Source organism: Saprospira sp. CCB-QB6 (genome assembly GCF_028464065.1).
Classification (GTDB): domain Bacteria; phylum Bacteroidota; class Bacteroidia; order Chitinophagales; family Saprospiraceae; genus Saprospira.
On sequence record NZ_CP116808.1, the window covers coordinates 2,851,395 to 2,864,408 of the forward strand.

Annotated in this window: 14 protein-coding genes and 1 tRNA gene; 4 read left to right on the forward strand and 11 right to left on the reverse strand. The window is 45.6% G+C overall.

The genetic code is table 11. From position 1 onward, the window contains the following. Positions 1–271: 271 nt before the first annotated feature. Entirely contained in the window at positions 272–1,381 is a 1,110-nt protein-coding gene (locus PPO43_RS10980; protein WP_272617708.1) for a hypothetical protein, read from the reverse strand. A 163-nt stretch (positions 1,382–1,544) separates the two neighbouring features. Here PPO43_RS10980 and PPO43_RS10985 point away from each other — a divergent pair, with 163 nt between their 5' ends. Beyond that, a complete protein-coding gene (locus tag PPO43_RS10985) occupies positions 1,545–2,903 on the forward strand; it encodes a leucine-rich repeat domain-containing protein (RefSeq protein WP_272617710.1) in 1,359 nt (452 codons plus the stop codon). On the opposite strand, the gene PPO43_RS10990 is transcribed toward PPO43_RS10985, so the two are convergent. Both PPO43_RS10990 and PPO43_RS10995 read right to left on the reverse strand, forming a co-directional pair. Continuing rightward, entirely contained in the window at positions 2,882–3,736 is an 855-nt protein-coding gene (locus PPO43_RS10990) for a mechanosensitive ion channel family protein (RefSeq protein WP_272617712.1), read from the reverse strand. The two genes, PPO43_RS10985 and PPO43_RS10990, sit on opposite strands and share 22 nt — an antisense overlap. A gap of 202 nt (positions 3,737–3,938) precedes the next feature. Continuing rightward, entirely contained in the window at positions 3,939–5,225 is a 1,287-nt protein-coding gene (locus PPO43_RS10995) for an HTTM domain-containing protein (protein ID WP_272617714.1), read from the reverse strand. 106 nt (positions 5,226–5,331) lie between these two features. On the opposite strand from PPO43_RS10995, the gene PPO43_RS11000 reads away from it, so the two are divergent. Both PPO43_RS11000 and PPO43_RS11005 read left to right on the forward strand, forming a co-directional pair. Next, entirely contained in the window at positions 5,332–6,003 is a 672-nt protein-coding gene (locus tag PPO43_RS11000; protein ID WP_272617716.1) for a DUF6438 domain-containing protein, read from the forward strand. A 75-nt stretch (positions 6,004–6,078) separates the two neighbouring features. Then, positions 6,079–6,152: transfer RNA gene (locus tag PPO43_RS11005), tRNA-Cys, on the forward strand. Between the two features lie 112 nt (positions 6,153–6,264). Here the strand turns inward: PPO43_RS11005 and PPO43_RS11010 are convergent. From PPO43_RS11010 to PPO43_RS11035, 6 genes are all read right to left on the reverse strand, one after another. Beyond that, the gene (locus tag PPO43_RS11010) at positions 6,265–6,927 is read right to left on the reverse strand and encodes a hypothetical protein (protein ID WP_272617718.1); all 663 of its coding nucleotides are present in this window, start codon (positions 6,925–6,927) and stop codon (positions 6,265–6,267) included. 18 nt (positions 6,928–6,945) lie between these two features. After that, positions 6,946–7,431: a hypothetical protein gene (locus PPO43_RS11015; RefSeq protein WP_272617720.1), complete on the reverse strand. Its 486-nt coding sequence runs from the start codon at positions 7,429–7,431 to the stop codon at positions 6,946–6,948. A 50-nt stretch (positions 7,432–7,481) separates the two neighbouring features. Then, the gene (locus tag PPO43_RS11020; protein ID WP_272617722.1) at positions 7,482–8,249 is read right to left on the reverse strand and encodes a M15 family metallopeptidase; all 768 of its coding nucleotides are present in this window, start codon (positions 8,247–8,249) and stop codon (positions 7,482–7,484) included. Continuing rightward, the gene (smpB, locus tag PPO43_RS11025) at positions 8,242–8,700 is read right to left on the reverse strand and encodes an SsrA-binding protein SmpB (protein WP_272617724.1); all 459 of its coding nucleotides are present in this window, start codon (positions 8,698–8,700) and stop codon (positions 8,242–8,244) included. Before smpB ends, PPO43_RS11020 begins: the two co-directional genes overlap by 8 nt. Before the next feature lie 225 nt (positions 8,701–8,925). Further along, on the reverse strand, positions 8,926–9,597 hold the full coding sequence (locus tag PPO43_RS11030; protein WP_272617726.1) for a metal-dependent transcriptional regulator: 672 nt from the start codon (positions 9,595–9,597) through the stop codon (positions 8,926–8,928). Positions 9,598–9,773: 176 nt separating this feature from the next. Then, entirely contained in the window at positions 9,774–10,967 is a 1,194-nt protein-coding gene (locus tag PPO43_RS11035; RefSeq protein WP_272617728.1) for a GWxTD domain-containing protein, read from the reverse strand. 113 nt (positions 10,968–11,080) lie between these two features. Here PPO43_RS11035 and PPO43_RS11040 point away from each other — a divergent pair, with 113 nt between their 5' ends. After that, a complete protein-coding gene (locus tag PPO43_RS11040; RefSeq protein WP_272617730.1) occupies positions 11,081–11,554 on the forward strand; it encodes a YbaK/EbsC family protein in 474 nt (157 codons plus the stop codon). Between the two features lie 47 nt (positions 11,555–11,601). Here the strand turns inward: PPO43_RS11040 and tatC are convergent, their stop codons facing one another. Together tatC and PPO43_RS11050 are read right to left on the reverse strand one after the other, a co-directional pair. Next, positions 11,602–12,483, reverse strand: coding sequence for a twin-arginine translocase subunit TatC (gene tatC, locus PPO43_RS11045; RefSeq protein ID WP_272617732.1), 882 nt, complete (start codon positions 12,481–12,483; stop codon positions 11,602–11,604). Between the two features lie 82 nt (positions 12,484–12,565). Beyond that, positions 12,566–13,003: a hypothetical protein gene (locus tag PPO43_RS11050; RefSeq protein ID WP_272617734.1), complete on the reverse strand. Its 438-nt coding sequence runs from the start codon at positions 13,001–13,003 to the stop codon at positions 12,566–12,568. Between the last annotated feature and the right edge of the window lie 11 nt (positions 13,004–13,014).

Consider the following 13,014-nt stretch of genomic DNA (forward strand, 5'->3'; position numbering starts at 1 on the left):
GCTAAGTTTTAAAAAGTAAAGCTCCTTTTTTGAATAAAAAAGGAGCTTTGCAATGATAGCCATATCCCTTGAGATTTAGAGAAGGCCAATGCTGTTTTTTGCGTTTTGCAGGCCCCTTAGGGCCGCAGGCTGAGGGATGGGCAGCAGTGGCGCGAAGCGCCAGACCAAAGCGCTGAAAGCGCTGCAGGGCCGAGCGACTTGCGAGCTGCGAGACAGCCCGACCCGCCCGAAGGGCGGGGCAGCCCCAAAAGAAAATACTTATTTACAGCCTTTAATTTCCTTCTCCCTGAGAGGCAAAATAGACGATTAGGCCAATAATGGCCAGGGCAATGAGGACCGCAATGGTCACTTTTATTGCCGAAATAGGCTTTTCGCCATTGATTTGGCCCGTTTGCCCATTAACAGCAAACTGATAGGATTTGCCCTTGTATTGGTAGCTGCAGAGCCAGACGGGCAGGATGAGATGCTTGAAGGTCTGCTCAAAAAAGTCGCTATCGACGCTTAGGCTGCGTTGTTCATCGCCGCCCAGTTCTCTGCGGGCGCGATTGCGAAGGTCTTCCATCATTTTATGCTCGGCTTTTTGATAACCTTGCTGCACATCAATGCTGTAAATCTCCGATTCCCAGCCGACCACTAGCTCATTTTGGTAGTTGATCGTTTCTTCTAGGCGGTAGGGGAAAATGCGCTCGATAATTTTCTCGGGCAAGCCTTTAGAGGCCACAATGAGGACATCGTCAAAAGCTTGGCGAAAGCGGCCAGACTTCCATTCCCAGCGGGTTTTACGGACTCTTTTCGTCTTTTGCTCGCCATTTTCATAAACCGTTTGGTTTTCATAATAATGATAGCCAGCTTGGCCTTGCCATTCGGTATACGTTTGGGCGTCGAAGGTCCAAAAAGGAACATAAATGCCGTGTACATCGCCCAAAGCGGCGAGTTTTTGCAGTTTAGTGGGATGAAACCAACCCTTTTTGATCCATTCCTTAAATTTATCGCTAGCCTGTCGTTTTGTGACCACAAAAGGCAGAATGCCTTGAGGTTGAATTAGATTTTGTTCAAAGGCCTCTTCATTGACTTTTTCCGAGCCGCAGAAGTTGCAGCGGATCGATACTTCCTTGCTATCGATCATGAGTTGGGCGCCACAGCCGCCACAGTTCATAACCTTTTTGCCCAAATCTTTGGGTTTATATTGATTTTGCTGGCTAGCGGCTAGGGCCAAAGATTGCTCTCGGACGAGGTCGTTGGCTTTGTCAAAATCTCTGGAAAATCCACAATGCCCACAGCTAATAAGCTGTTTTTCTGCGGAGTAGCTAAGTTGGTTGCCGCAGGTGGGACAGGGGAGTTTGAGAATACTATTCCGAATGTCATCGTTTTCTGCTAACATAGTAGGCCAGATTTGCTATAGTTGAAAATAGGGATATCAATATATTTATTTGTGACGGAAAACTAAGCTCAAAAAAAGGAAAAAAGAAAACAGCGCTTAAATATTGGTAGCTCGTTCAAGAATCCTTATTTTGGCGCTTGTTTTGGCCCAAAAAATCGTGATAATGCAACCGCTAACCGAGCAGCTCTGGAAAAAACTTCGTTCCGCCAACCCCGATCAGGTGGAAATGGCCCTTTTGCGTGCCCGTGCGCAAGGCTTTAATCTCAAGCCTTGGGAACAGGAATATGCCGAACTTCGAGAATATATACCTCTGCCTTATTATGCCCAACAGCATGAGGAGGTGGCAGCTTGTTATGCCGTGCGGGAGTTAGATTTGTCGGAACAGGAGTTGACGGCTTTGCCAGAGGTATTATCTAATTTGCGTTACATTGAGGTTTTGAATTTGAGCCGAAATGAGCTAACGGCTTTGCCCGCTTGGCTCAATCAGCTCAGCCATTTGAAGCAGCTCAATTTGGAGGGCAACCAAATTACGGTTTTGGCCTCCGATTTTTTGGCTTATACGCAATTGGAAGAGCTTAATCTAGCTCATAATCAGCTCAAGGCTTTGCCTGCTGCTGTATTGAGTCTGCCTACTCTTCAACGTTTAGACCTTAGCCACAACAGCTTGACAGCCCTTCCCAATTTGGAGGAGGAACAGCTCTTGAATTTGGCCTTTTTGGCCCTAAATGACAATCCGCTCAGCCAAATTTGGGTAAACATTGGCCAGCTCGCCAAGTTGCAAAACCTACAGCTTCAAAATTGTTTGTTGCAGCAGTTGCCCGAAAGCATAACGGGACTTTTTGCCCTACAAAACCTTTGGCTTCAAAACAATCAATTGCGGCATCTGCCTGCCCAAATGGGACAGCTCCGCAGTCTAGAGCTTTTGCAGTTGGCCCAAAATGAATTGCAAGAATTACCCGATAGCTTGGATCGCCTCGCTAGCCTCAAGCAACTCAACCTAAAAGAAAATGCCCTCCAACATCTACCGAAGTTGGAAGGCCTAGCTTCTTTGGAGGTTTTGCATCTGGAACACAATCAACTTCAGCATTTACCCTCCGATTTTGCCCGCCTTGGTCGCCTGAAAATGGCTTATTTGCAAGGCAATGATTTGGACCGCCTGCCTTTGATTTTGGACGCACTCCGCGCCTTGGAGGTCTTACACATCGAGAGCAATCCCATCGAGCAATTGCCCGATAGCCTAGTCGATTTGCCCAATTTGCAGCAGTTGTTTGCCGCCAATACGCAGATTAAAAGCTTGCCCAGAAGATTGAAAAACAAACTGGAGCAATTGGATATTGAAGGAACGCCTTTGGCTAATGGAGAAGTGAATGAAGAGCCCGAACAAGAGGCTTTTTCTCATCATCCAACCCCCCAAGAAAATGAAGAAGGGCCCAGCCCAGACGCTAAAGGCTGTATGCTGCCTGGCCTAGGCGTTGTGGTCATCTTGATTATCGCTCTAATCTACGGAATTACATTGTTTTGATGCTCCTTAACAATGTGTACAATATGACGAATCATCAAACGGCGAATATCTTGCTCTAGCTTGCGATTGGGTTCCTGCAAAATGTACTGAAATTTAAAAATAACAGCATCTTTCTTTAGCTCTTCCACTTTCAGGATGAAGCTGTCTTCTTGTATCCATTCATGATAGTTCTCAATGGCCATAATGAGGTCCTGCTCTAGGTTTGGTATCCGCCGAACATACTGCAAATCCATCTCAAACTCGATGCTGGTTTTCTTAATGTCTCGCTTGGTGTAGTTGACGATCTCACTCAGAAAAACGGTATTATTCGGAATATAAATGAGGTCGTCATCATCATTCAAAATGACCAGTTTAGACAAACTAAGGCTCATCACTTTGCCCTTTTGTTGCCCAATTTTAACTACATCGCCAAGGTCTACCTCATTAGAAAAGGCAATCATCATCCCACTAATAATATTCGAGATATAGTCTTTGCTCAAAATGGCCAAGGCCGCCGCAAAAATACTGATGGAGGTCAATAAACTACTCAAATTGATCCCAAACAGACTCAAAACGGTCATGAATAGGACCAAAAGCATCACCAAATAATAAATGTTGTGACTGCCCGCAATGATGTTGTCCTTTTGCTCGGCCCCAAGCTTCTTCCGCCGCCGATAAACATATTGCAAAAATTGCATCAGGCTACTAAAACCCATAAAGAAGAAGTAGAAACCCGCAAAGCTATTGAGGTAGCGCAAAAAAGGCGCTCTGACCAAATTTAGCCATTCCGTTTCTACCAAAAACCAAAGGCCAATAAAGACCAACCAACCAACTAGTTGTAATAAAATTTTCATTATTCGTTTTTCTTGTTCTATGCTAATTTTTGGGGCCTCCCGCCTGCGGCGGGCGCTACGTTCCGCAGCTCGCTGTTCGCTCGGCCCTGCAGCGCTTGCAGCGCCTTGGTCTGGCCTGACGGCCACTGCTTCACATCGCTAGGCCGCGTCGCTTCGCTCCTTTGCGGCGGCTCCGCCGCCTAAAAACAGCGCCTGCCAGTCTTTAGTTCGCTAAAGGGAGCAACCACGGACCAAATGGAGCCGCTTGGGCCAAATTAACTTTGGGGTCAATAATTCTTTGACTCGGTCGAGCATTCAAACTGACAAAAGCATCCACATAAACGGCCAGCTCCTGATCGGCTGAGGCTTCTTTTTGGGCCAAAAAAACGGCAAACTCCCGAATCGCCTCGGGCTGCACACTCATCCGCTTTATCTGATAGGGCTTGAGGTATTTGCTAGCCGAAACCTCCCAACGCTTTCCCTTTTGGTCCGCCAACTCAAAACGCACTTGCCCCTGATGCTCTACAAGCATTACACGCCAACCATAACGATAATAACGCTGCGACCAAATAATGTCTTTGGCCCCAAAGAAATGATGGCGTAGAGGCAAAAGGAACTGCCAAGCAAAATAAAGTAGCAAAATGGGCGTAAACCAGCTTTTATAAGTCGTTTTTCCTCCCTTAAAATAAGGAAGCGGCAGTTTTTCCCAACTTTTTGGCGGAAAAAAAGCCAGCGTCATTCCAATCATCAGCGGTGGAAAAAGACCAATATTGAAGAGATAGCCCGTGAGTCCATGAAAAATAAGAACGGCCAAATAGGCCAAAGGCCTTGTTCTAGACCAGCTCAACCAAATAAAGATCGTTAAATCGTAGCAGGCAGCCAATTGCCCCCCCAAAAGGGCCGTTTCAGGCAAGGCCAAAAGCTGCCCAATTAAGGGTGTATCTTGGGCCTGTAGCAGCCAAATGCGCAAGGGACGGCCCGCCCACCAATCGGGACTTAATTTGGCCCAACCCGCAAAAAAATAAACTAAGACTATTTGTAAGCGCAACCAAAAAAGCCAAAAGAAAGGATGCTGCTCTAGCCGTATTTTGGGCCGACGATAAGCATCCCAACTGCTGTTGCGATGCGCAGGCGCAAAAAAGAAAAATAAGGCCAATAACTCAATCAAGTAGTAATGATTGATAAAATTGCTGGCATCTAAACGATGCAAATAACCAAAGCAACAAGCAAACAAAAGCACCGAAACCCGATAATAAGCCCCTAAGCTAATTCCAATAGCCCCCAAAAGGCCGAACAAATAGATATAGGGAATGGCCGCATCGCCCAAAGAGGGCAAACTATAGCCCGACCAACTAAAGCGATAAGTAAGCTGCTGAAAGCGTCCGCTAGCTTCTCCTTTCAGCCAAGAGCTAATGAAGCCATAAGCGCCAATGCCGCCAAAAAGAATGCGTAGAAGGACTAAAGAATGGATAGCCGTTGCTTGTCCTAAATAGTGTTGGACCTTTTTCATAGAAAGCTAAAAGTTGCAAAGAATAGGCGGCGCGAAGCGCCGCTGCGAGAGCTCCCAAAAATAATAAGCCTCAAAAAAATCATTATCTTTAGCCCAAAATTAGCAGATGAAAGCGCATTATCCAATCCTATTCTTATCTCTTTTTTTATTGTTGGCCTGTCAGCATCGCAAAGAAGAGCGGGCCTGGCAAGAACGGTTACGCCAAGCCGATGAGCGGGCAGCGGCGAGAAGGATAAAAAAGGAGGCTATAGCCGCAAAACCATTGGCGGATTCTATCCTACAAATGGAGGCTTACCGTCGATCTCGAGAGGGTAGAATAAAGATAGAGAAAGAAACAGGCTTGGGGAGCCAATTTGGCAAGGGCCTATTGCCTAGCAGCCTAAAAAACAATCAGCCGCTTATTAGTTTTATGACGGGCCCTTGCTATGGAAAATGTCCGCAGTATCGTTTGTATTTTTGGGCCAATGGAGATGTATTGTACGAAGGACAGGCATTTGCCAAGCCTATGGGGAAACGAGAGTGTAAAATAGATCCCAAACAACTAACTGCTCTATTGACGCAATGGGAAGAGCAATTTGCAACTTGGGAGCGCCAATACCCAGCAGCCGAAAATCCTCTAGAGGGCTTCCCATTTAAGGCCATTTCTTTAAAATTGACTGATGGACAAAAAATAATTTTAGATTATCATGATGCCCCTAAAGGCTTGATTAAGTTAGAGAAAAGCATTGATTCCTTGGCTAAGCTAAGCTTTGATTTTCCTTTGGAAACTATTTTTTAGATAAAAATATTTGGATAATCCAAAGCCCTGCCCTATATTTGCAATCGCTTCGACAGAGAAGCATACTCTTAAAAAGGTCGCGTGGCCGAGTGGCTAGGCAGAGGTCTGCAAAACCTTGTACGGCGGTTCGAATCCGCCCGCGACCTCCAAAAGCAGTTAACATTTTTGTTAGCTGCTTTTTTTATGCAGCTTGCTCAATTGGGCAAAAAGAAAGGGCGACTGGAGAATCCAGTCGCCCTTTTGCTTTTACAGACTTTTTAATTAGGCAAAAAGACCGAGGTTGTGGACCAGCTCGTAGCTGGCTACCGCTTTGAGCTGTTGCTCTTGTTCGGCAGAAATCATCCCCGTGATTTCTATGGCCTCCATCTTCCCAAGATTATCGGGTAGGGCAATTTTGGCCAGCTCTCTTTCACTATTTTCTTCTTGCAGATAAAAGCGACTTTCACTGATCGCATTGCGGCGTTCTAAGCGGCCAATATCTCGGTTGCGCTCGTCTACTAATTGGCCATTGGCACGGAGCAGCCCCACTAGGCGACCATCTCTTTGGATTTGCGTGCCTTTGGTGGTCGTCCGAAAAATATATTCATGTTCTAGCGTAAGCACATAAATCAAATTATTCTTACCTGGACCAATATAGCTGCGAAAGGCATAAGCAAAAACGGGATCCCCCTCAGGAGATAGAAAAACGCCCTTTCCTTCTCGTTGATTGCTCTTTTCAACTACCTGGTCCACCTCTTTGGCAGAAATGCCCTGAGACCAAGGTACAAAGCCTCCTTTAAAGTCGGCAATAGCCGCTTTGAGACTCGCTAAGTCCTCCTCTAGCTCTCCCTCATCGGGCTGAACATTGCGCAAAAAGCGAAGGAGGAAAAAAATACCCGCAACGGCTAATAACGCGAGTAGGATAACAATGGCTAAAATATTCATAGGAGAGAGGGTTTAGAGTTATTCTTCATCTTTGTAACGAATGCGGTAAACCTTAGAGCATACACGGCAGTAAAAACGGCCCATATACTGTTTGGCATTCATGATGTCTTCATCGCGTTTCTCATCTTTTACCGATTTGACAGAAGAGAAATCGGGATTGGTTTTCATGAACTTATTGTGGACCACACAGCGCTGCATACTAGCCTTATCTCCACGGGCGCGCTCTTCCGCCGCAAATTGTTTTTCTTCTTTGGCCAACAATTTCGTACAAACCGAGCAATAACGACGGTAGTTGAGCTGATAGGCAAAGGGATATGCTTCACTACGACGAAAATCAGAGGCATTGGCCCGATAGTTATCGCTGAGTTTCATTTTCTTTTTGTGCAAAGGACATTTGCGCATGGTGTTTTTCTCCTCGCGACTGAGGTTTTCCAAATCGGGCTGTGCCCAGCCAGCTACGGCCAGGAAAAGAAAGCAAAAGCTTAAAAAATAAGAGAGTTTCATAAATTCAGTTTTGTTAATGTCTCCGTTTAAAGCTACAAGAACTATGCATTTTAGCCCTTTTGCTCCAAACTATCAGAGGGACAGGCCCATTGCCAATTAGATAAAGGGAAGCGTTTGGCTCTATATACAAAATGCCACCATTCGGTCCGAATAGTCGAAAAACCAGCTGCTTGCATCTGTTCTCGCAACAATTTACGGTTTTTATTCACTTCTTCCGAATGCTTGGTATAGGACCAATAGGCTTCTTTCCCAAAATAATCAAAGGGAGTGCCCATGTCCATTTCTTGGCCCAAACTATCCACCAAACTCAAATCTAAAGCATTGCCTCGGCTGTGCATAGAACCTTGCTTGGGCGGATGTACATAACGTGGATCAGGCGTCTTATTCCATAAGGCCCATTGGGCCGCAGAAGGCCGATAACAATCAAAGAATTTTAACTTTAATCCCATACTATCCAACTTGCCCTGAACTTGCATCAAGGCCTTAGCAACCGCCAAACGCGTATAACAGCCAGGACAATCATAAATCTGCAGCTCCATAAAGTTGTTGGTCGTCGCATAGCGAATTTCATAATCGGCCTGGGGAATTAAAACTTTTAAATCCACCCAAGCACTATCGGCCAAGGCCAAAAGAGAATCTCTCTGGGCCTGCTGAAGCTGGGCTTTTTGTTGCAACAAAAATGCTGTATCTGCGGCCGGAGCCATAGATACAGCATGATTTGTTTCTTCTTTTTGAACAACTTCCACTTTTTGCACAGCCGGCTCTTGACAGGCCAATAACAACAAAAAGCAAAGAAGTAAAGGGCTAAACTTATCCATATTTTAAATTGCGGTCCATATCGCGCTTGAGGTCCTTTTGCTTCAGACTGTCGCGCTTATCAAAACTCTTTTTACCACGGGCCAAGGCAATTTCCAGTTTGACCTTCCCCCGCTCATTTAAATAAAGGCGATAAGGTACAATAGAAAATCCTTTTTCCTTTACTCGACCCAGCAATTTCTTGATTTCTTGCTTGTGGGCCAATAGCTTGCGCGGCCGCAAAGGCTCATGATTGTTATAAGTCCCTAGTTCATAAACCGAAATATGCAGCTTCTCCAGCAAAAGCTCTCCCGCCACTACCCGACAAAAAGCATCGCCCATATTGACTTTGCCCTGACGAATAGACTTAATTTCGGTCCCTTGCAATACAATCCCCACTTCTAGGGTGTACACAAATTCATATAAATGCCGCGCTTTGCGGTTGACAATTTCTATTTTATTCTTGAATTCCATGAGTTGTTATTTTTTTGGGCTTCCCCTCCCTGCGGTCGGGTCGGGCTGTTTCGCAGCTCGCTGTTCGCTTGGCCCTTCAGCGCCTTGGGCGCTTCGGTCTGGCCCTACGGGCCACTGCTGTCCATCCCTAAGCCTGCGGCGGCTGCGCCGCCTGCTAGACCCAAAAGAAAGCCGTTCTGTTGATTTCGGGGGCATAACTTTTTTGCCTGCGGCAAAGTTCCAACTTTAGCAAAGGCGAACAAAAAGGTGTTGTCCCAATTTTTTGCTGAGTTGTAGTTGTTGGCCATCTTCTTTCTGGACCAACAGGCTTTCATCAAAGCTAAAGTGCTTAATGAGCTTTAGTTCTACGCCTAGTTGCAGGCCCAATTCCTCTAAATAGCGGAGAAAATCGGCATCATCTTCTTTTACGCCAACGATGCGGGCTTTTTGTCCCGCTTCCAATTCGGCCAAAATGATATGGTCCAATACATGAAATTTGCCTTCTGCATCTGGAATGGGGTCGCCATGCGGATCTACTTTGGGATGGCCCAAAAAAGCATCTAGGCGGTCCACCAATTCCGTAGAGCGAATATGCTCTAATTGTTCGGCTAGTGGATGGACCTCATCCCAGCTAAAGGCCAGTTTTTCAACCAAAAAGGTCTCCCAAAGTCTATGTTTCCGAATCAGGGCCAAAGCTTGTTTTTTGCCTGTGGGGTTGAGACGCACCCCTTTATACTTTTCATAAACGATCAATTCTTTTTCGGATAGGCGGCGGAGCATATCGCTAACAGAGGCGGCAGAAATCTGTACTTCTTGGGCAATGGCATTGGTAGAGACAGGCCCAGGGGCTAGGTCGGCCAGTTTATAGATGGCCTTGAGATAATTTTCTTCTGTGATGGAGAGATCTAGCTCATTCATAGATTTTGTAGCGTCTAGAAGCGGGCGAAGCCCGCTGGCTTAGGGATGGTAACTGGTGGCCTTTAGGCCAGACCCAGGCGCTTTGCGCCGCAGGGCCGAGCGAATAGCGAGCCAGTGCACAGCCCGACCCGCCCAACGGGCGGGGAAGCCCCTAAAAAAAATAGTCATTTATGGCTCTATTGTCTGGCATTTCGCCAGTTGAGCACTTCGGCATTCCAAGGGCTGCGATGGGTTCCAGAGCGTTGGAGAATCCATTGGCCTTCATAGGCGCTAAAGGTAAAATGAACGGGGTATCGGCCGCTGCCGCTGCCATAATACCAGTGCAATTCCTTATTGGTTTGCCGAATAAGTTGTGGCGGCCCAAAGATAGTATAAATTATTCCTCTATCCGTTTTCCAGCCTTCTTTATAGCTGCTAAAGCTTTTGTTGGCATATTCCATACGGCCATAATAGCTTTTGATTAGGCGTTTTAGCTGTTCTTCTTTTTTGCTTCGGCTTAGCCAAAACTCATCTAGGGCCTTTTTGGGCTGCTCGGCATTTTTCATTTTGTCATATTCTATATTTTTGGTGATATAGCGGCTGCCTAAAATAAGGTCTTTGACGCGATTGACCTTGGGGAAATCCTCGCCAAAATAGTTGAGATAGATGCCTTGGCTGGCGGTTTCGCTGCTCCGAATCCAATAAAGGCCCTCTTGGCTGAGGCGAAGCTCTTGGCCTTTTTTGACCCAAAAGCGGTCGCTTGCTTTTTGTTCTTGGCCCAAGAAAAAGTTGCTATTTGGACTATATGGAGGTAGGGCAGGAGCTTGAGATTGTGGAAAAAAATCAATGCAAAAAACTTGAACGGAATCGGCAGCGCTGGCCAACTGCAAAACATCTTGGGCCTTGGCATAGCTGCCCAAAAAGGGGCGGCCATCGCTATGTTCCAAATAAATCTCTTGGGCAACTTGTCGATCTGGGCCATTGAGATAAAAGAGTTGAGTGCCCAGCAACTTTTTTTGGGGCGAGGCAATTTGTAGCTTAAGGACCAAGGGCTGGCCTCCAGGTTTAAAATCGCCTAGCACTATGCTTTGGGCTTGCCCAATACTTACCCCCTCAAAGTCAAGGACCTGATTATAGAGAACCTGCGAGCTAGAATGATGTGGATAAACCTGTACATCAAGGATATATTCACTTTTGGGGTGTTCCCAACGCAGCTGAAAATGCTGATCTTTTTGGATACAATCGGCTCGTAGGACCATCTTTTGATCATACTGCTGATATTCTAGTTTGTAGAAGGGACTGTAATGGCTAGGGGCACAAGCTTGCAAGCCAAAAATCAAGAGAAAAAGAAGAGGGGAGAGGCGCATATCGATTACTTTGTTATCTGTCAAAATTAAGAAATATCTCTGTGTTTGCTTCTTCTTTGGCCTTGTTGCCTAGGCGCTTCAATTGAACTTTTTGGTCTATTTTGGCTTTAGCCCATCGAATAAAAAAAGTAAAACGAATGAAAAAGACCAATGCTATGCGGCTATTAGCTGCAGCAAAAATTCCCTACAAAAGTATTTTGTATCAGTACGATAGCGAAAACCTAGATGTGGCCAAAATTGCCGAAGAAAATGGCTTAGTGCTGGCCCAGATTTACAAAAGTTTGGTTTTAGAGGGCAGTAATAAACAGTTATTGATGGCCTTGGTGCCTGGCGATCGGCAGCTAGACCTCAAACTGCTTAAAAAAAGTTTGGGCATTAAGCAGCTGGACCTTTTAGCACAAGATAAGCTACAAGCTAAAACAGGTTATATTCGTGGAGGTTGTAGCCCTTTGGGCCTCAAGCAACCTATTCCCATTTATATGGACCAAAGAGCGCTAGATTTGCCTCAGTTTGCCATAAACGCAGGAAAAAGAGGCATTTTGCTAGAACTTTCTCCCTTGGCTCTTCAAGAACTTTTAGCAATAGAAGTGCTCCCGCTTTCTAAAGCTTAACGGCATAGAAAAAGGGCGATCGGAAATTTCCGATCGCCCTTTTTTGCTTATGCTTGATCTTCAAGCATACCCAATTCATCCTTTCGTATTTTCTCTTGTTTTTTCGCAATGTTAATGCTTAGTTCATAGAGAATATAGACGGGAATAGAAACTATAATTTGCGTCATCACATCGGGAGGGGTAATCATAGCCGAAAGCAAGAGAATCCCCACAATCGAGTGCCGACGATATTGCCGCATACCCGCTGAGGTAACAATACCCATACGAGCCAAATAATACACAATAATAGGCAGCTCGAAAATAAGGCCTGCAGGCAAAGTGAACATAATCATGTAGTTCACAAAAGATTTGGCCTTAATAATACTTTGGCCCTCATTGACCATAGGCAGCTGATAGCCCACCAAAAAGTTAATCGCAAAAGGCGATAAAATGAAGTAACCAAAAGCTACACCGAGCAAAAAGAGTAGGCTACCCATACCCACTACGCCGCGAGTGGCGCTTACTTCGGTCGTATAAAGTCCTGGACGAACAAATTTCCAGAACTCATAAAGTACATAGGGAAAAGAGACAATCAATCCCCCAATTAAACAAACTTTGATGTGCAGCAAAAAAGCCTCGCCCATATCAAAGGTTTGCAGCTCTGGATTGACGGGGGTGTAGCAAAGTGCTTTGGTACCTAGTTGTTCCGATATGCCACAAAATAGCTTGTAGGTAATAAAATCAGGATCTAGTGGTCCAAAAATCACATATTTAAAGACCAGCTCCGTGGCAAAAAACATGACGATTGCTGCAGCAATGACCCCAATAACAGCACGGATTAAGTGCATACGGAGCTCATCGAGATGCTCGACAAAACTCATTTCGGCCCCTTCGCCATCTTGTTCTTGTTGGCGCTGGGCCCGTCGTTTGATGAAGGAAAGTAAGGCCATGAATTAGTGGTTAGATAGGGCGACTAGCGCCCTCAAAGAAAAAAGAGTCCCAAGGGAATAGACTCCCTTGGGCATAAAAAGTTTAGGCTTCTTCTGTATTTTCTTCAGTGGCTTCCTCTTCTTCATCATCATCGGCGCCAGGACGAAACTCAACTTCTTCCCCTTTTAGGGTCGCTTTGAGGTAGTCGTTTAGCTCGCGGATTTCTTCGCGGTTGTATTTGTTGCCAGGGTTGGTCAAAAGGTCTAGATAGTACTCTAAGCTAGAAATATCATTCTCTTCTTCCCAAGGCGCTAGGCTGAATGTCCAATCCTGAGATTCGGCATATTCATAAACAAGACGAACAGATTTTACCAAAGTAGGCTGCTCTAGCTCAATGTACATTTGACGGAGCGCCTTCATTTTATCTACCATTGGCTCGCTAAAACCATTTTGGTCCAGATACATTTGACGAATCTCTTCAATAGGCTTTTGAATAGCCGCCTCTCTTAGGCGGGGATCATCCATGTTGTTTCTACGCATGATGTAAACTT